Origin of the sequence: Neisseria dentiae, from assembly GCF_024580525.1 — a bacterium.
GTDB classification, from domain to species: Bacteria; Pseudomonadota; Gammaproteobacteria; order Burkholderiales; family Neisseriaceae; genus Neisseria; species Neisseria dentiae_A.
In genome coordinates this window covers 67,787-84,673 of the sequence record NZ_JANIKQ010000002.1, presented here as the reverse complement: position 1 = coordinate 84,673, position 16,887 = coordinate 67,787, and the positions used below count along the sequence as shown (strand labels likewise).

The 16,887-nt window shown below is 53.7% G+C and carries 27 protein-coding genes; 25 read left to right on the top strand and 2 right to left on the bottom strand.

Annotated elements, in window-relative coordinates; translation table 11 throughout:
* The 6 genes from NQ012_RS02375 to NQ012_RS13120 all read left to right on the top strand — a co-directional run bounded on the left by NQ012_RS02375 (position 1) and on the right by NQ012_RS13120 (position 2,414).
* Positions 1 to 678 carry a hypothetical protein gene (locus NQ012_RS02375; RefSeq protein ID WP_257065940.1) on the top strand — a complete coding sequence of 226 codons (678 nt, stop codon included), beginning with the start codon at positions 1 to 3 and terminating at the stop codon, positions 676 to 678.
* A gap of 131 nt (positions 679 to 809) precedes the next feature.
* Positions 810 to 1,355 carry an N-acetylmuramoyl-L-alanine amidase gene (locus tag NQ012_RS02370; protein ID WP_257065939.1) on the top strand — a complete coding sequence of 182 codons (546 nt, stop codon included), beginning with the start codon at positions 810 to 812 and terminating at the stop codon, positions 1,353 to 1,355.
* On the top strand, positions 1,352 to 1,540 hold the full coding sequence (locus tag NQ012_RS02365) for a hypothetical protein (RefSeq protein ID WP_083774568.1): 189 nt from the start codon (positions 1,352 to 1,354) through the stop codon (positions 1,538 to 1,540). The genes NQ012_RS02370 and NQ012_RS02365 overlap by 4 nt, the downstream gene beginning before the upstream one ends.
* Before the next feature lie 41 nt (positions 1,541 to 1,581).
* Positions 1,582 to 1,815, top strand: a complete 234-nt coding sequence (locus tag NQ012_RS02360; RefSeq protein ID WP_257066020.1) for a hypothetical protein — start codon at positions 1,582 to 1,584, stop codon at positions 1,813 to 1,815.
* The gene (locus NQ012_RS02355) at positions 1,796 to 2,212 is read left to right on the top strand and encodes a hypothetical protein (protein ID WP_257065938.1); all 417 of its coding nucleotides are present in this window, start codon (positions 1,796 to 1,798) and stop codon (positions 2,210 to 2,212) included. Before NQ012_RS02360 ends, NQ012_RS02355 begins: the two co-directional genes overlap by 20 nt.
* 19 nt (positions 2,213 to 2,231) lie before the next feature.
* Positions 2,232 to 2,414 carry a hypothetical protein gene (locus NQ012_RS13120; protein ID WP_257065937.1) on the top strand — a complete coding sequence of 61 codons (183 nt, stop codon included), beginning with the start codon at positions 2,232 to 2,234 and terminating at the stop codon, positions 2,412 to 2,414.
* Between the two features lie 45 nt (positions 2,415 to 2,459).
* Here NQ012_RS13120 and NQ012_RS02345 read toward each other — a convergent pair whose 3' ends face one another.
* Complete coding sequence (locus NQ012_RS02345; RefSeq protein ID WP_002215844.1) at positions 2,460 to 2,630, bottom strand: YegP family protein; 171 nt, start codon at positions 2,628 to 2,630, stop codon at positions 2,460 to 2,462.
* A 12-nt stretch (positions 2,631 to 2,642) separates the two neighbouring features.
* Between NQ012_RS02345 and NQ012_RS02340 the strand changes: the two genes are divergently transcribed.
* Genes NQ012_RS02340 through NQ012_RS02320 form a run of 5 tightly spaced genes read left to right on the top strand, consistent with a single transcriptional unit; the run spans position 2,643 to position 4,204 of the window.
* Positions 2,643 to 2,861, top strand: coding sequence for a hypothetical protein (locus tag NQ012_RS02340; protein ID WP_257065936.1), 219 nt, complete (start codon positions 2,643 to 2,645; stop codon positions 2,859 to 2,861).
* On the top strand, positions 2,858 to 3,202 hold the full coding sequence (locus NQ012_RS02335) for a hypothetical protein (protein ID WP_257065935.1): 345 nt from the start codon (positions 2,858 to 2,860) through the stop codon (positions 3,200 to 3,202). The genes NQ012_RS02340 and NQ012_RS02335 overlap by 4 nt, the downstream gene beginning before the upstream one ends.
* Entirely contained in the window at positions 3,199 to 3,480 is a 282-nt protein-coding gene (locus NQ012_RS02330) for a hypothetical protein (protein WP_257065934.1), read from the top strand. The genes NQ012_RS02335 and NQ012_RS02330 overlap by 4 nt, the downstream gene beginning before the upstream one ends.
* Positions 3,480 to 3,695, top strand: a complete 216-nt coding sequence (locus NQ012_RS02325) for a hypothetical protein (RefSeq protein ID WP_002212722.1) — start codon at positions 3,480 to 3,482, stop codon at positions 3,693 to 3,695. Before NQ012_RS02330 ends, NQ012_RS02325 begins: the two co-directional genes overlap by 1 nt.
* A gap of 2 nt (positions 3,696 to 3,697) precedes the next feature.
* Positions 3,698 to 4,204 carry a DUF1804 family protein gene (locus NQ012_RS02320; RefSeq protein WP_257065933.1) on the top strand — a complete coding sequence of 169 codons (507 nt, stop codon included), beginning with the start codon at positions 3,698 to 3,700 and terminating at the stop codon, positions 4,202 to 4,204.
* On the opposite strand, the gene NQ012_RS02315 is transcribed toward NQ012_RS02320, so the two are convergent.
* Positions 4,201 to 4,470, bottom strand: a complete 270-nt coding sequence (locus tag NQ012_RS02315) for a hypothetical protein (RefSeq protein ID WP_257065931.1) — start codon at positions 4,468 to 4,470, stop codon at positions 4,201 to 4,203. The two genes, NQ012_RS02320 and NQ012_RS02315, sit on opposite strands and share 4 nt — an antisense overlap.
* Positions 4,471 to 4,482: 12 nt before the next feature.
* Here NQ012_RS02315 and terL point away from each other — a divergent pair, with 12 nt between their 5' ends.
* From terL to NQ012_RS02245, 14 genes are all read left to right on the top strand, one after another.
* Positions 4,483 to 6,102 (top strand): phage terminase large subunit, encoded by a 1,620-nt coding sequence (gene terL / locus NQ012_RS02310; RefSeq protein ID WP_257065929.1) that lies wholly within the window; start codon positions 4,483 to 4,485, stop codon positions 6,100 to 6,102.
* 78 nt (positions 6,103 to 6,180) lie between these two features.
* A complete protein-coding gene (locus NQ012_RS02305) occupies positions 6,181 to 7,740 on the top strand; it encodes a DUF935 domain-containing protein (RefSeq protein WP_306440775.1) in 1,560 nt (519 codons plus the stop codon).
* A complete protein-coding gene (locus NQ012_RS02300; RefSeq protein ID WP_257065925.1) occupies positions 7,733 to 9,079 on the top strand; it encodes a phage head morphogenesis protein in 1,347 nt (448 codons plus the stop codon). The genes NQ012_RS02305 and NQ012_RS02300 overlap by 8 nt, the downstream gene beginning before the upstream one ends.
* 102 nt (positions 9,080 to 9,181) lie before the next feature.
* Positions 9,182 to 9,679: a phage virion morphogenesis protein gene (locus tag NQ012_RS02295; RefSeq protein WP_257065924.1), complete on the top strand. Its 498-nt coding sequence runs from the start codon at positions 9,182 to 9,184 to the stop codon at positions 9,677 to 9,679.
* Positions 9,680 to 9,887: 208 nt separating this feature from the next.
* Positions 9,888 to 10,952 (top strand): phage protease, encoded by a 1,065-nt coding sequence (locus NQ012_RS02290; protein ID WP_306440774.1) that lies wholly within the window; start codon positions 9,888 to 9,890, stop codon positions 10,950 to 10,952.
* 21 nt (positions 10,953 to 10,973) lie between these two features.
* Positions 10,974 to 11,876 (top strand): Mu-like prophage major head subunit gpT family protein, encoded by a 903-nt coding sequence (locus NQ012_RS02285; RefSeq protein ID WP_002212731.1) that lies wholly within the window; start codon positions 10,974 to 10,976, stop codon positions 11,874 to 11,876.
* A 37-nt stretch (positions 11,877 to 11,913) separates the two neighbouring features.
* Entirely contained in the window at positions 11,914 to 12,387 is a 474-nt protein-coding gene (locus NQ012_RS02280; RefSeq protein WP_257065922.1) for a hypothetical protein, read from the top strand.
* Complete coding sequence (locus tag NQ012_RS02275) at positions 12,384 to 12,809, top strand: gp436 family protein (RefSeq protein ID WP_002212733.1); 426 nt, start codon at positions 12,384 to 12,386, stop codon at positions 12,807 to 12,809. Before NQ012_RS02280 ends, NQ012_RS02275 begins: the two co-directional genes overlap by 4 nt.
* The gene (locus NQ012_RS02270) at positions 12,793 to 13,461 is read left to right on the top strand and encodes a DUF1834 family protein (RefSeq protein ID WP_257065921.1); all 669 of its coding nucleotides are present in this window, start codon (positions 12,793 to 12,795) and stop codon (positions 13,459 to 13,461) included. The genes NQ012_RS02275 and NQ012_RS02270 overlap by 17 nt, the downstream gene beginning before the upstream one ends.
* Positions 13,458 to 13,646: a DUF2635 domain-containing protein gene (locus NQ012_RS02265; RefSeq protein ID WP_002212735.1), complete on the top strand. Its 189-nt coding sequence runs from the start codon at positions 13,458 to 13,460 to the stop codon at positions 13,644 to 13,646. The genes NQ012_RS02270 and NQ012_RS02265 overlap by 4 nt, the downstream gene beginning before the upstream one ends.
* A complete protein-coding gene (locus NQ012_RS02260) occupies positions 13,646 to 15,073 on the top strand; it encodes a phage tail sheath C-terminal domain-containing protein (RefSeq protein WP_257065920.1) in 1,428 nt (475 codons plus the stop codon). Before NQ012_RS02265 ends, NQ012_RS02260 begins: the two co-directional genes overlap by 1 nt.
* Before the next feature lie 13 nt (positions 15,074 to 15,086).
* Positions 15,087 to 15,461 carry a hypothetical protein gene (locus NQ012_RS02255; protein WP_002212737.1) on the top strand — a complete coding sequence of 125 codons (375 nt, stop codon included), beginning with the start codon at positions 15,087 to 15,089 and terminating at the stop codon, positions 15,459 to 15,461.
* A 64-nt stretch (positions 15,462 to 15,525) separates the two neighbouring features.
* The gene (locus tag NQ012_RS02250; protein ID WP_257065919.1) at positions 15,526 to 16,413 is read left to right on the top strand and encodes a hypothetical protein; all 888 of its coding nucleotides are present in this window, start codon (positions 15,526 to 15,528) and stop codon (positions 16,411 to 16,413) included.
* A complete protein-coding gene (locus NQ012_RS02245) occupies positions 16,406 to 16,849 on the top strand; it encodes a hypothetical protein (RefSeq protein ID WP_257065918.1) in 444 nt (147 codons plus the stop codon). Before NQ012_RS02250 ends, NQ012_RS02245 begins: the two co-directional genes overlap by 8 nt.
* The last annotated feature ends 38 nt before the right edge of the window (positions 16,850 to 16,887 follow it).

Here is a 16,887-nt window from a genome sequence, read left to right as displayed (position 1 = left end):
GTGGGGATAACACGGCATTTTTTATGGGAAATCAAGATGAAGACGTTTTATGTTCTGATGTTGGCCGCAATGCTTGCGGCTTGCGGCGGACAAGAAAACAAGCCTGCTGCCGGCGAAAGTCAAACCGATAATCGGGCGCAGCAATATCAGAATCAGCAAAAGCAGATTGCCGCACGTTTGGCCGATGAAGAATATTTCATCGGAGAAAACAATTTGGAACAAATCCGTCTGCACGCCAATTTGAAAGAGCGCGCTCAAAAGCTGCTGTCTTTATTGGCGCAGGCCGACAAGGAAAGCCGTGTATGGGTTTTGCCCGGCGATGCAGCCAAAATCAAAGAATTCAATGCGGCTTTTGCGGTGGTGGCAAAATCTGCCGAGGAATCTTTCGGCGGCCCTTTTCTTGCGGATAAAGCGGGGCTTTATCAATGTACCGCTGCGGCCAATGCGGCTTACGATTATTTTTTCGCCCGGCAGAGGAAGGATGCGCTGACCGAAAATTACCGTCAACAATACACGGACAACATAGCTGCCTGCCAAGGGCAAATCCGCACCCCGCCAGCCGCCCAAGCGACAGTGTATGCGCGTAAAGGTATCAAGCTGCCGTTGAATAATTGTTTGCCGGTATTGGCCGGAGATGAAGAATTTGATACCTACACCTGCCCGATGGAAGTAAAATAGGCCGTCTGAAACCCAGCCCGAGAGCAAAAGCCCTCGGGCTTTTTGCTGCCTGTCTGACATGGGGCAGGCGCGGTGCAAAATAAGCGGACGGGATAATCAAGGCTCGATAACAGACTAAGCAGGACGAATCTATGAGCAAGATTATTGTGCTGACCGCAGGCCACAGCAACACCGATCCGGGTGCGGTGAACGGCAGCGACCGCGAGGCGGACTTGGCGCAGGATATGCGCAATATCGTGGCATCTATTTTGCGCGATGACTACGGCTTGACGGTTAAAACCGACGGCACAGGCAAAGGCAATATGCCGCTGCGTGAGGCGGTCAAACTGATTCGCGGCTCGGATGTGGCGGTTGAGTTCCACACCAACGCTGCCGCCAGCAAAGCGGCAACGGGCGTCGAGGCATTGAGTACGCCGAAAAACAAGCGTTGGTGTCAGGTGTTGAGCCGTGCCGTGGCCGATGCGACCGGCTGGAAGCTGCGCGGCGACGGCGGGTTTAAACCGGACAATGCGGGTCAGCACAGCCGTTTGGCTTATGCGCAGGCGGGCGGCATTGTGTTCGAGCCGTTTTTTATCAGCAATGATGCCGACCTCAAGTTCTTTAAGGAACGCAAGTGGGCTATTTGCCGCGCGATTGCGACGGCCATTGCGATGGAAGTGGGAGCAGCACGGGTATGAAAAAAGGTTTGATTGCGTTGGCGATTGCTGCGGTATCCGGTATGCGTCGTCCTGCAATATCAGAATTTCAGATTACGCCTACCCCTGCGTATCAAGTGCGCCAACATTCGAGTGTGCGCACAGGTAAGTCAGGCGTGGCCGCAGCCAAACGGGCTGCGCGTAAGCGTAAAGCAGGAAAAAAATGACGAGGTAAGAAATATGAATGACGGCTGGGATGGATATTAAGATGCGTATCTTTGATATTTTCAAAAACCCCGCGACGGGCAATGTGTCGCATTCGAAGCTGTGGGCGAACATCGCCTGCGCGGCGGGGACGTTTAAATTTGTGATGCTGCCTGACCCGTCGGCAGAGATTTGGGCGGTGTATTTGGGAATCGTCGGCGGCTATGCTGTGGCGCGCTCGTTTGTCAGCGTGAAGCGGCAAGAATTGGAGAGCGACCATGCCCGTGAAACTGATTAAATACCTGCCCCATTTGGTCGCGGCATTGCTGCTGGCGGCGGCGTTGGGGTTGGCCTACCGTGCGGGCTTTCAGACGGCCTATAACGAACAGCAGGTCATTATCGAACAAGCGGAAAAAGAAAAATCCGCCGCGCTCTTGGCATCCAGCCGGGCATTTGCCGCGGAATTGGAACGGGCCAATGCGCGGCAGCAGGAGCAGGTGGAAAAAACGAAACAGGCAGGCATTAAGCTGGCGGCAGCCAATGCTGAAATAGGCCGTCTGAAACAGCAATACAGGAAAGGGATTCACCATGCAATCGAACAGGATAAAAGCATTGCCGGCAATGCTTGTATTGACGGCTTGGGCGCTCACGGGCTGCGCCAATACCGCCAAGCCCTCGGATACGGTGCCGATTAAAACGGTCGAGGTACCGGTTATGCCCGCGCCACCTGCGGCCTTGATGGTACCGCCGGTACGCCCTACTCCTCCGGAAAGCGGCAGTACCCGCGCTTTGCTTGAACACGCTGTGGAGTTTGGTGGCTATGTTGCCGAACTTGAAAATCAAAACGCGGCATGGCGCGATTGGTCGGACAACCACTCCCGCAAAGTCGGCGACTGACAAAAAAAGCCCGCGTAGGGCGCGGGCTGAGGGTGAAAGCGGATTTTATACCTCTTTTACAGGGGTGGCGGCGGTGGTGCTTTTCAGCAAATCGACTGCGTGCTGGCAGTTTTGCTTGCTGGTGTAGCCTTCGCCCTGAGCGATGATTTCATGGTTGGCTGCTTTCAAACGCCAACGGTATTCGCCTTTTGCGTCTTTATAGATTTCAAAATACATAAGGTTTCTCCTATGAATGAGTACACGTTTTCTTACCGCTTTAACGGCAAGTCCTGGTCATTGAGCATTTGGGCGGACAGCCCCGAAGAAGCCCGGGCAAAATTTCGGGCGGCCCGGGAAAATGCGCAGTATGACGGTGAAGTTATAGCAAAGGTTTGTACATTTGTAAATATTTCATTGGTTAATAAATTGTACAAGCGGATAAAATATTTAATGGGTATCAAAGAATGACCGTATACCGTGAATTAATTGAACGTCAGTTGGCGGTGCGCCAAGCGGGTTTGCAAATCGGGCTGCAAAAGGCCAACGAGCAAGAGCCGTTCATCGCGGCGGTGGCCGAAACTTTAAGCCGCACGATGTGGGGCTATGTGATGCGGATGGATGCGCGGTTTGAAGTTACGTTTATCGTAGATTTGGGCTATGTAGCCTTCGAGCATCAATTCACTGCGGTCAAACAGGCGCTGAAGGAAAAATTCGAGGTGGAAGCCGATGGGGATGCGCTGACTGTCGAATCCGACCGCCTGCCCTATGGTATTGCGGCCTGCCGGGTGGTGTTCGGAGACGTGTTATGAACGGAGATACACCGATTACCGTGGAATATGTGTTCGGCACGTTGGTGTCGTTTCTGATTGCTTTATTGTGGTATTGGGTAAAAAGCATTTCAGACGGCCTGAAAGAAGCCCGCAAAGATCGTGATGAACTGCTCGGCAGGTTGCACAGCGTAGAAACATCTTATCAGACGAAAGCGGAAGCAAAAGACAACAGGAACGAAATCTTAAACTTGTTGCGTGAAATCAAGGCTGATTTGAAAGAAGTCGGCCAGAAAATCGAACGGAAGGCAGACAAATAATGCAAAACCAAGACCCTATTTTAAGAGCGTTGGCAGAAATCAACGGCAAGCAGGACAAATTGTTACAAAATCAGGAACGCATGGATGCGGAAATCAAGAAAATCCATGCCGATTGCCGCCGCACGTCGGCAACCACCGGCGCGGCCGCGGGCGCGATTTCGGGCGGCATTGTGGCTACGGGCATCGCATTTGCCCGCGCCAAGTTGGGGCTGTAACGATGGCGCATCCGAAGGCGACCCGCGACAAGCTGCGGGCACTCTACTGCAACGGCGAGCAGAGCCTTGAGACGGCGGCGGCTTTATGCGGCGTATCGCTCGGCACCGCCCGCCGCTGGCGCGATGAGGCCAAGGCGCAGGGCGACGACTGGAACAAGCTGCGCGCGGCCCACACGCTGGCCGGCGGCAGCATAGACGAAATCGCGCGGGCGATGATGACGTCGTTTCTGGTGCAGTATCAGGCGACGATGACGATGTTGCAGGATGCGGAAGTGGAAGATTTGCCGCCGAGCAAACGGGTGCAGCTGCTGGCGAGTTTGGCCGATGCGTTTACCAAAACGGTGGCGGCGAACAAGCGGGTGTTGCCAGAAACCTCGCAACTGGCGACGGCTTTGGAGTTGTTGCAGTTTTTGATGGTATTCGTGCAAGAAAAACACCCCAAACATTTGGCTGCCTTTGTGGAGGTGTTGGAGCCGTTCGGGGTGGAGGTGGAGAGGAAGTTTGGTTAGTTGGGTGCTTTTACTGAAGTATAAGCATTATAAATTGGTACATATTTAGCTCTTCCTTCTTGGACAAGCTCGATAGCGCAATTTTCGATATCTAAATAGCCTGCACTTATGCCTAGGTTGTGAAGAATTTTAGGCTGCATATTAGCTACATCGATACCACAAAATGGATAATGTAAAGGTTCATTTATTTTGATACGATTTTCTTTCTCAAACTCATAGTAGGCTTCAATCACCTGATAAATAATGTCTTTTAATGCTTCCGGCATTTTAATATCCTTATGAAAAATAAAGATTTCCTTAAATCCCTGTCCGCCCTTGCCGCCAATCTGCGTCAAGTCATCGAGGCCGAAGTAGACGGTTTCGATGCTTCGCCGACGGCGGTGGCCGAGCGGCGGGCGAAGGTATTTGACCCGGTAGGCGGTTACGAGTATTTCGTCAACACCTACTTCCCGCATTATATCCGTTCGCCTGAAAAATCCGACCTGCACCGCTTCTTATTCAGGCGTTTACCGGAAATCGTCGAATCCCCGGAAGGCGAGAACGAAGCGGTTGGCGCGCCGCGCGGCGAGGGTAAATCGACGCAGGTTACGCAGTTGTTTACTTTGTGGTGCATTGTAACGGGACGCAAGCATTACTGCGTGATTGTGATGGACAGCATAGACCAAGCATACCCGATGCTTGAAGCCATCAAAGCGGAATTGGAGTTTAATCCCCGCCTGAAAACCGATTTTGCGGATGTCTGCGGCCAAGGCCGCGTGTGGCAGGCAGGTACCATCGTAACGGCCAACGACATCAAGGTGCAGGTAGCGGGCAGCGGCAAAAAGCTGCGCGGATTGCGCCACGGTCCTTACCGCCCCGACCTGACTATTTTGGACGATATTGAAAACGACGAACAAGTCCGAAATCCCGAACAGCGCGACAAGCTCAATGCGTGGCTGACGAAAACCGTACTGCCGCTCGGCGGCGTGGGGCAAAAATACGATGTGATTTATATCGGCACGATTTTGCATTACGACAGTGTGTTGAACCGAACGCTCAATAATCCGTTTTGGAAAGGCATCAAGTTTAAAGCCATGTTGAAATGGCCCGACCGCATGGATTTGTGGGACAGATGGGAAGAGTTGTACCGCAATGAAGGTGAGTTGGTGGCCGATGCGTTCTATCAAACGAACAAAGCGGAAATGGAACGAGGGGCGGAAACCTCTTGGGCGGCGCGCGGCGTGCTGGCCTTGATGAAAATCCGCGCCCGCGACGGACACGCGGCTTTCGATTCGGAATATCAGAATGATCCGGTGAGCGGTGAAGATGCACCGTTTGCCCAATCCATGCAGTTTTGGGCGGAGCTGCCCGCCGATTTGGTGTATTTCGGCGCGCTCGACCCTTCGCTCGGCAAAGCGGGGGCCAGCCGCGACCCGAGTGCGATTATCGTGGGCGGGTATCAAAGAAGCAGCGGCAAGCTGTTTATCGTGGAAGCGCAAATTAAGAAGCGTTTGCCCGATTTGATTATTGAGGACGTTATCCGCTTGCACGCGCAATATAAGTGCAAGCTGTGGTTTGTGGAAACGGTGCAGTTTCAGGAGTTCCTGAAAGACGAGCTGGTAAAACGAAGTGCGGCAAAAGGCATTCCCGTGCCGGCGCGGGCGGTCAAACCGATTGCCGACAAGCTGCTACGGATTGAGACTTTGCAGCCGCACATGGCCAATGGGTTGATTTTGCTTAATGCCAATCAGCAAACCTTAATCCAACAGTTTCGCCATTTTCCCAAGGCAGACCATGACGACGGCCCCGACGCGGTGCATATGCTGTGGTCGGGAGCAACGGCCAACAGTGCGCCGGTGGAATATATGGCGGTGCCGAAACATGGGTCGGACGGCGGCTTCGGCAGCGGCGCATGGTGAAACTGACACCGGGCAGGGCTTACGATTAATGCAGGCAGCAGAGAATTGGGGCAAGTTTAACTTGCCCTTTTTTTATTTATGAAAAACATTTTCAGCAGTGCATTGAGCAAAATTCTGCCGGGCCGCTATACACCGAAATCCACCCCGCAAACGGCGGAAATTACCCAAAACACCCAGACTCACGAACACCCGAGCAAAGGTTTGACACCGCAGAAGCTGCACGGCATTTTGGAAGCTGCTGAGCGCGGCGATATGAAGGCGCAGTCGGAACTCTTTGCCGACATCGAAGAGAAAGACGGCCATATCTTTTCCGAGATGAGCAAGCGCAAGCGGGCGGTCATCGGGCTGGATTGGCGCGTGATGCCGCCGCCGGACAGCACCGACGCCGAACGGCGGCTGGCCGAAGAAGTCAAGGGATGGATTGAGCGTCTGCCCGATTTCGAAGACATGATGTTCGACCTTTTGGATGCGGTCGGCCACGGCTTTGCCTGTGTGGAAATCGAATGGCAGCAAATAGGCGGCCTGTGGCTGCCGAAAAACTTTATCCACCGTCCGCAAGGCTGGTTTAAGGTGGACGGTGCCGATAATGTGCGGTTGGCCAAACAGGATAATCCGGACGGGGAAGAGCTGTGGGCGTTCGGCTGGCTGGTACACAAACACCGCAGCCGTTCGGGTTTGCTGGTACGCGGCGGGCTGATGCGCACACTGGTTTGGCCGTATCTGTTTAAGAATTATTCGGTGCGCGATTTGGCCGAGTTTCTGGAAATCTACGGTCTGCCGACGCGCTTGGGCAAATATGCGGTGGGGGCGGACGAAACCGATAAAACCACGCTGCTGCGGGCGGTAAAGGAAATCGGCCATAACGCCGCGGGCATTATCCCCGAAACCATGAATATCGAATTGCTTAATGCCGCCAACGGCAGCAGCGAGCCGTTTATGGCGATGATCGACTGGGCGGATAAAACATCATCGAAAGCGATTCTGGGCGGTACGCTTACCAGTATGGCCGACGGTAAAACCAGTACCAACGCGCTGGGTCAGGTGCATAACGAGGTGCGCCATGATTTGCTGGTGTCGGATGCCAAGCAGCTTGCCGGTACGATAACGCAGCAACTGATTCTGCCCCTGCTGCAGCTGAATAAAGGCAATGTGGATGAAACCCGCCTGCCGCGTTTCCAGTTTGATACGCAGTTGCCCGAAGATATGGCGGTTTACGCCGAATCTTTGCCTAGGCTGGTAGAGATGGGCATGAAGATTCCGCTGGCGTGGGCGCAGGAAAAACTGGCGATTCCGCTGGCTTCGGACGACGAGCCGGTATTGGCTTTGCAGACGGCTGAAAGCGAAGGTGTCAAAGTTGCGCCGTTAAGTTACCGCCGCGTGGCCTTGAGCAGGCAGGGCGAAATCTTGGATATGGGGCAGGCGGCCATCGATAACGCAGGTTTGGGCAAAATCGCCCTGCCCGAGCATATCGAGCCGTTTTTGCGCGGGTTGGGTCAGGCTTTGGCCGAGGGCGACAGCTATGAAGAGGTGCAGGAGCGGCTGTTGCGTGCTTATCCGCATTTGGACAGCACCGAATTTCAGACGGCCTTGGCGCGGGTGATTTTCATCTCCGACCTGTGGGGGCGGCTCAATGGCTGATTTGGGTTTTACCTTCGGTTTGGAGCCGGAAGCGGCGGTCAAATATTTTGAAGGTTTGGGCTACCATATCCCGCCCGACTGGGATGTGAAATGGAATGAGGCGCAGGCCAAGGCGCGGATGATTGCAGGCATACACAGGCAGGATATTGTCGGCGAGTTTCACGCGGCAATGTATGAAGCGGCGAAATCGGGCAAATCGTTTGAGGCTTGGCGCGATGAAGTGCAAGGCCGTCTGAAAGCACATGACTGGCATCTGCTCAAAGACGGCGATATTGTGGACGGAGACACCGGCGAAGTCCTCGGACGCGGCATTACCAAACACCGCATGGAAACGATTTTCCGCACGCAGATGCAATCGGCTTACATGGCCGGTCATTGGCAGGCGTTTGAAGAAGGTCGGGATGATGCGCCGTGGCTGCAATACTCGGCCATTTTGGACAGCCGCACACGCCAAAGCCATGCGGCGGCGCATGGTGCGGTGTATCACATCGACGACCCGTTTTGGGATTACTTCTACCCGCCCAACGGCTTCAATTGCCGCTGTACCGTGCGGGCGCTTTCAGACAGTGATTTGAAACGGCGCAATCTGCTGCCGCAAAAAGCACAGCTTGAAGATACGGAAGTGGTGGTCAACCGCAAGGGCGATACCCGCCCTGCCAAAGCGGTAAAGTTGCCGGACGGCCGCCGTTTTTATACCGATGCTGGCTTTCAGCACAATGTCGGTAAAAGCCATTTGGCCAACTTGGGGCAGTTGCAGATGCAGCGTGCAGTGGAACTGCCGCCGAAACTGGCGAGCGTATCGATTCAGACGGCCTTAAAACAGCCCGATTTGATGCGGGCGGTGTCGCAACAGGCGGCGCAAATGGTGCGGCGGGTGGATGCGGAAAAAGTAGCGCGCGGGAAAACGCTGTATGTGGGCGCATTGGCCCTGCCCGTGTTGGACGCATTGGCGGCAAGGAAAATTTACCCGCAATCCGCCGTGATTGCCATAAGCGACGAGCGGGTATTGCACGCTTTGCGCGACAAGAAGGTCAAGCCGCTGCCGGTATCGTTTTGGGAGAGGATACCCGAACTGCTGCAAGAACCGGAGCAGATTTTATTAGGCAAGGCGGGGCGAAATGACGATGCCAAACAGTTTTTGGCATTTGTGTATCCGCTGCCGGCAGGCAAGGGGAAGCTGGTGGTAACGCTGGACTATGATGTGAAAACCCGACATCCGTTGACAGGTAAGAAAGAACATCTGACCTTGAATATGGTCAACACCGGCATGATTGCTGAAACGGATAAACAGGTGAATAGCTTACTGTACGGGTATGAAACAATATGGAAAAAGCCATAAACTCTTTGCCTGATTCGAACAGGATAATACGCGACACGGTAACGTGGCCGTAACCTTTCCAGTAGGAAACCCGAGTTTTATGGCTGTTGGAACCAATATACCATGATTGAGATAAAAATCAACACAGACACCCTGCAAAACAGCTTAAACGCTGCGGCGCGGCGTACCTCCCACACCAAGCCTTTGATGACGCGGCTTGCCCGCATCATGCGCAACGCCGTACTGGAGAATTTCGCCGCCGGAGGCCGTCCCGCTTGGGCGCCGCGCAAATATCCGGCCGCGCGTGAAGGTTCGGGGCTGTTGCAAGCCAGCGGCCGCCTGTGCAATTCGATTACGCCGAGCAGTACCAACGATACGGCGGTGGTCGGCACCAATGTGGAATATGCGGCTATCCATAACTTCGGTGGGAAAACCTCGCCACACTTGATTAGACCGAAAAAAGGCAAAGCGTTGAAATTCGGCGGCCGCTTTGCTAAGCAGGTTAACCACCCTGGCAGCAATATTCCCGCACGCCCGTTTATGACCCTGCAACCGGAGGACGAAAAGGCCCTATCCGATGCGGTGGCGGAATATCTGGCACAGGCCATTCAGGGGCGGTAATCATGCCTGTCTGAAAAATGCCGAAAAACAGCCCGAAAACGCCCTAACCCATACTTACCCCTACCCATCGCCTGAAAATCAATCCTGCGCGCGTTTGAACACCTTTTGAACACTATCCCGCGCGTATCTCTGCAAGTACATTTCCCTTCCCTAGAAATTCATCTGTCTGACATAGGCCAAGCTTTGACGAGGGCGCGGCTGCCGCACAATGCGGGCTATGGACACCAAAACCCTTCTTGCCGCCTTATCCGCCGCCCATGTCGGCGGTTCGGACGGCTTAATCAAAATCGTACCCAAAGGCCAATTCGCACCGGTTGACGGCCGCACCGATACGGGTGTGCCGCACTGGACGATGTCTGCCGATTTGGCACAGCAAATCATTGCCGCCTTTGACGCCGCGCAAACCGACCTTGTGGTCGACTACGAACACGCCACGCTGAAAGCCGCCGAAACGGGGCAGCAAAACCCTGCCGCCGGCTGGATCAGCAAATATGTGTGGGATGACGAGCGCGGCCTGATGGGCGAAGTGAAATGGACGCAGCGCGCCAAAGACATGATAGACAGCGGCGAATACCGCTATCTGTCGCCGGTACTCGAATACGACACGCTGGGCAATGTACGCGGGCTGCACAGTGTGGCGTTGACCAATTCGCCCGCACTGGACGGCATGGCTCTGGCTGCATTGAGCCGCCAAAACTCTATCAACCCCAAACAGGAAACAAGTATGAACAAGGAAGCTTTAATCAAGCTCTTGGGCTTGGCGGCGGATGCCGACGACAAAGCCATCGAAGCGGCTTTGGCCGAAGCACAGGAAAAGCTGGGCGGTAAAACGCTCGCCGAAGCACTGGCCGCACCCAAAGAAGAACCGCAAGGCGGCGAAGGTGGTAAAGGCGATGCCGGCAAGCCCGAAGACAAGCCGCAAGGCGGCAATGCCGACGACGGCGAGGTAGCCGAACTCAAAGCGCAAGTGGCCGCGTTGAGCAAGAAAGTGATTGCAATGGAAGTGGGCGGCACTTCAGACGGCCTGATCCGTGCCGCGCTTTCAGACGGCCGCCTGTTGCCGCATCAAGAAGCATCGGCGCGCCAACTGGCCGCCAAAGACCCTGAAGCGTTTAAAGCCCTGATTGACGGCAGCTTGGCACTGGCCGCTTTGAGCAAAACGCAGACCGGCGGCAAAGGCGGCGCAGACGGTACGTCCGCGCTGACCGCCGAAGAAGCAGCCGTCGCCGCGCAATTGGGCATCTCTGCCGAAGATTATGCGAAGGCCAAGTAATCCGATAAAGGAAAAGACAACATGATTATCACACCAGACACCTTAAAAGCCCTGTTCACCGGCTTTAAAAAGAATTTCCAAGACGGCCTGAAAATGGCGGAAAGCCAATACAAGGAAATCGCCACCGTCATTCCGTCTTCCACTGCGTCCAATACTTACGGCTGGCTCGGCCAATGGCCCGCTTTCCGCGAATGGGTGGGCGACCGCGTATTCCAAGATATGAAGGCGCACGGCTATGCCATCACCAACAAACATTTTGAAAGCTCGGTCAAGGTCAACCGCAACGACATCGAAGACGACAACGTCGGCATTTACGCGCCGATGATGACCGAGATGGGCCGCGCTTCGGCGGTACATCCCGACGAATTGGTGTTTGCCTTGCTGAAAAATGCACACGCCACGTTGTGTTACGACGGTCAGAACTTCTTTGATACCGACCATCCCGTGTATGAAAAAGTGGACGGCACCGGTCAAGCCAGTACCGTATCCAATATTTTCGCCGGCAGCGAAGCGGCCTGGTATCTGCTGGACACTACCCGCGCCCTGAAACCGTTGATTTACCAAGAGCGTAAAGCGAAGCAGTTTACCGCCATGACCGCCGATACCGACGAAGGCGTATTCATGCGCAACGAATACCGCTACGGCGTGGACGGCCGTTGCAACGTGGGCTTGGGCTTCTGGCAGATGGCGGCGAAATCGCAAGAGAAACTGGACGCTGCCGGTTTCGAGAAAGCCTACAACGCGATGGTGAGCCTGAAAGGCGACGGCGGCAGACCGCTGGCCATCCGCCCGAATGTGCTGCTGGTACCGCCTGCTTTGGAAAATGCGGCCAAAGAGCTGGTGGAAGGCGACCGCCTGGCCAACGGCGCGTACAACCCGAACAAAGGCAAGGCGAAAGTCATCGTATCGCCTTGGTTGCTGTAACGAACAGGCGGGCACCGCCCGCCGGAAGGGATAGAAAATGGCAAAAGAAAAAAACGGACAGGAAGTTGGCGCGACCGTCGATGTCCAACCGGAAGAGGTAACCGTAACCGCTGCCTTACAGGCCGAGATTGAAGCCTTGAGAGCCGAATTAGACAAAGCCAATGCCGAAATTCAGGTAGCGCAGGCAGAGTTGGCCGCCGAGCAAGAGCGCAATGCCAAATTGGAAAGACTGCTTGAAGCCGGCCTTGCACCCGGCGGCATTTCAGACGGCGAAACTTTGACACCTGAAGCGGAAGCCGCCTTTTACACCGGCAGCGGAGCACCCGCCGCAGATGCCGAAGTGGTGGCGATTAAGAGCAAACACGGCCATGCGTTTTTCCGCGCCGGCTACCATGTACAGCCGAACTGGACGTTTGTGCGCCGTGCCGACTTCGAACCCGCCGACTTTGAGCGCCTGATTGGCGACCGTATGGTTGAAGCGCGCGAAGCCCTGCCGACGGACGCATCATGAGCTACGCCGCCGTTGCCGATTTGGTGGCGCGTTTCGGCGAAGCCACCATCACCGGCCTGACCGACTTGTCCCGCAAGGGCGCGGTGGACGAAACCGTCGCACAGCAGGCTTTGGATGATGCCGCCGCCGAAATCGACGGCTATCTGATGAACCGCTATACCCTGCCTCTGCCCAAGCCGCTGCGCATCTTAACCGTGTATTGCTGCGATATTGCGGTGTACCGCCTGTGTACCGGCAAACGGCAGCTTACCGAAGACATTGTGCACCGCTATGAAGCGGCAGTGAAATTCCTGCAACTGGTGGCGGCGGGGAAAGTCGGCTTGGGCGTTACCGAACCCGCAGGCGAAAAGCCCGCCGTACAAGGCAACGGCGTGATGTTTACCACACAGGAAAAGGTGTTCGGTCGTGATAGCGTCTATTGAACAAGCCATCAGGCAGCGGCTTTCAGACGGCCTCGGCCAAATGGTAACGGGTGTCTTTACTTACGGCGGCGAGTTCGACGGCGAAGGTTTGGCGCAGGTGGTCAACCAGTTCCCCGCCGTGTGGGTCATGTTTGCCGGCATCAAAGACACCGTCCGCCACGATACGCGCGGCAGCCGTTTTAAAGCGATTGGCCAATTCACGGTATTGGTGGGAGACCGTGCCAGCGGCAGCGAAGCAGACAGCCGTTTCGGCGGCCTGCACCGCCATGATGTCGGCACCTACCGCCTGATGCAGACCTGCCGCCACCTGCTGACCAATCAATCGCTGGGCTTACAGATAGACCGTCTGCAACCGGGGGCGGCCAAAAGCCTGTTCAGCCGCCAAATGGAGCAAGACGCCGTTAGTGTGTTTGCGCTGGAATTTGAAACGTATTGGTTTGAAGACGCGCTGCAAGACGGCGATTGGCCGCGGCCTGCGGTTTCAGACGGCCAACAGGCGAAAGTATATGCCGACGTATCCGAATACCAAGGCCGCACCGAACCCGAACATCCCGACTTTAAAGGCGTGAACCTTGAATTGCGTATCCCGCCGAAAACCCCCGACCAACCCGCCGATATGGCGGCCACCGTTGAAACCAAGGTGAAACCATGAACGAAACCATTAAAGTACGCGCCGCCGACGGCCTGCAAGTGCCGCTGGCCGGTAAACCACATGAATACATTACCGACCAAGAAACCGTTACCGTACCCGATGCCGCCTATTACCGCCGCTGTATCGAATACGGCGACCTTGTGGTCGTAACCGAAGACACCCAACCCGCGAAAGGCAGCAAATAATGGCATCCGCAAACATCAATTTCGAAAAAATCCCCGCCAGCACCCGCAAGCCGGGCGTGTACGCCGAGTGGAACACCAAGCTGGCCGTGCGCAACCTGCCCACCAACAAACAGCGCGTGTTGATTGTGGCGCAACACAACAATCCCGCTTTGGGTGAGCTTACCGAGCTGGAAAACGTGTTTTCCGCCGCCGATGCGGCCGCCAAATACGGCGCAGGCAGCATGGCGCACCTGATGGTTACCGCCGCGATTAAAGCCTATGCCTATGCCGATTTAAGCCTGATTACCGTAGCCGACAACAAGGCCGGAGTGGCCGCCGGCGGTAAAATCACCTTAAGCGGTACTGCCAATACCCAAGGCGTGTTGCGTGTGAGCATTGCCAATGCCGACACTTTAACCATCGGCATCGGCGCCGAAGACACCGCAGCCACCGTTGCCGCCGCCGTCAAAGCCGCCATCGATGCCGTGCCCGATTTGCCGGTTACCGCCACCGTTGCCGAAGCAGTGGTGACGCTTACCGCCAAAAACAAAGGTACGGCCGGCAACGCCATCCGCATCAAAACCAGCAATACCGCCGAAGGCATTACCGCCGCCGTTACCGCCATGACGGGCGGCGATGCCAACCCCGATATTGCCGCCGCGCTCAATGCCGTAGTCGCCGAAGGCCACCACATCATCGCCTGCGGTATCAACGACGAAACCAACCTGCTGAAACTGCGTGCCCATTTGGATACCGTAGCCAGCCCGATGGAAAAACGCTGGGCAATCTGCGTATACGGCCAAACCGGTACGCTGGCGCAAGCCACCACCTTGGCAGGCCGTCTGAACCACGGCCATATCGTCAGCGCGTGGTATCGCGGCACCCCCAGCCTGCCTTGCGAGCTGGCCGCCGCCTTTGCCGCTGTGATGGCGAGCGAAGAAGACCCCGCCCGCCCGTTGAACACGCTGGCATTAAACAGCATCGGCGTGTGCGAAAGCAAAGACAAAACCATGCGCACCGAGCAGGAAAACGCCCTGTATAACGGTGTTACCCCGATTGAAACCAGTCCGGCCGGTACGCAGGCGCAAATCGTGCGCGCCATCACCACCTACACCAAAACCGCCAACGGCACGGCAGACGAAAGCCTGCTGGACGTAACCACCGTGCGCACCCTGATTTATGTAAGCCGCGCCTGCGTCGACCGCATCGCCCTAAGATTCCCGCGCGACAAATTGAGCGACCGCACCCCGCCGCGCGTGCGCAGCGAACTGATTGACGTATTGATGCGCTGCGAAGAGCTGGAAATTTTGGAGCGCGTGGAAGAAAACCTGCCGAAACTGATTGTGGAACGCGACCTGCAAAACACCGGCATGTTGAACTGCCGCATTCCCAGCGATGTCGTCAACGGCCTGCATGTAGTAGGTATGGTTGTAGATTTATATTTGTAAGAAAGGCTGAAACATGAGTACCGAATACGTTGGCAGCGTCATCCTCTATCTGGGCGCGAACGAAGTCGAAGTAACCAAAATCGACGTGAAAGACAACACCGGCAAAAAGCCCGTAAAAACCATGAACCGCACCCGCCGCGTCAAAGGCTTTACCCGCGGCGTTGGCCAATACGACATTACCTTTACCGCCGTGGTGCCGACCGACGGCACGGCGGTGGACTGGGCAAAGATCGACGACGCCAAAATCAGCCTAGTTCCCGACGTGGAAGGCGCGCGCCCGACATCGTACCTCGGCTTCTGCGCCACCGAAGCGGGTGACAGCTATACCGTAGATAATGAGCTGGTGGTGGATGTGACCGGTTTTGCGATTCGGAAGGTGTTGGAGTAACCATTGTTTCTATATTAAATCGTGTTATGATTGAACCCAGTTTTATTACTGGGTTCAATCAATTATGGCTAACCGTCTTTTTCACCTATATCGCTATCAAATTATTCCGAATGAACGTATTCAAGAACGCCTGCCTTTACATGTTGGAGATATGACAGTTGAAGAAGTAATCCAAAATAAAAATGCATTTTTTATCGAAGCCTTTAACAATCTTATCCTGCATAGTGATTTGAATTCATATGAAGAAACGGCTAGAAAGATAAGAATTAAGCAAATTTTCCCAAATAACCACGCAGATGAAAGTGAGCAACTTTTTGTATTTAAAGTTGCTACACGTAAGCGAATAAAGAGAGAAACAGAAAATTTTGAATCGGTTTCTGAAGAAAATTGGCCAAGTGCGTTTGTGCTTATTTGGAATGACCCAGAGCAACAAATTATTGCTATTGAATATCGACCAATAGCCTTTCATAGTACTAATTCATTGGCAGCAACCTTGGAAAAACGTTTAAATGAAATACTTGCTATTCATAATTTAAATGTGCAAATCAATCCGATATTTGATAAGAAATCCTTTTGGGAATTTATTGAAGGTCGCAACTTAGAAAAGGTTATCTTCAAAATAGTTACTCCTAACATGGCTTCTATTTCTCAGTCATTAAGTGAAGAATTAAAAGCCATAGCTAAAATGTCTAATTCTGCTACAACAGAATTGGCTTTGACTGCTCCCGAAAATGGTACTTTGAATATTTCACCCAGTATGCCGCAACTTCCTGAACTGGTAGATTACAGCAGTAAAGGAGGTGGAAATATTAGAGTAAAGTGTAAAGGTGTTAAAGCAATCACCAACGTCAAAACTGAACAGTCTAGTTTAACGGTTGATGAGATTACTATTGAATATCACCCTTATAACCTTGTTGACAGAATTCAAGATTCTTGTAGAGAAAATGATTAAAACTATTGCTGACACCTTTGCCAAATCTTTTGTCATTGCTGTGGTTATTTGTGCCATTCAAGCATTATTTGGGATTTCTTTTGTCAGAGAATTCATGCAGGACAATTTGCTCAATATTCTGGTTACTTTGATGGCGATCAACACTGCAACAATAGCTGTTATTTTGTCGAAAATGTATGAAATCAGTCGTGAGCATCAAAAAAAAGTTAATGAAATCTTTGGTGCTACCAAATCACAAATGTTGTTGTCTATCCGTGAACAAATTGCTTTGATAGGCAGCGGTCTAATTCTTTCTATTTTATCGAAAAAAATAGATTGGTCTTGGAATCCAACTATTATTAATATCAGTTTGGAAATTTTGTTATTAACAGTATTTATTTATGCATTGTTTATATTGTATGACACTGCTAAAGCTGTTTTAGAATTTTATCAATAACTTTCTGACATCTGTTAAACAGTCAGTAAACAACCCTT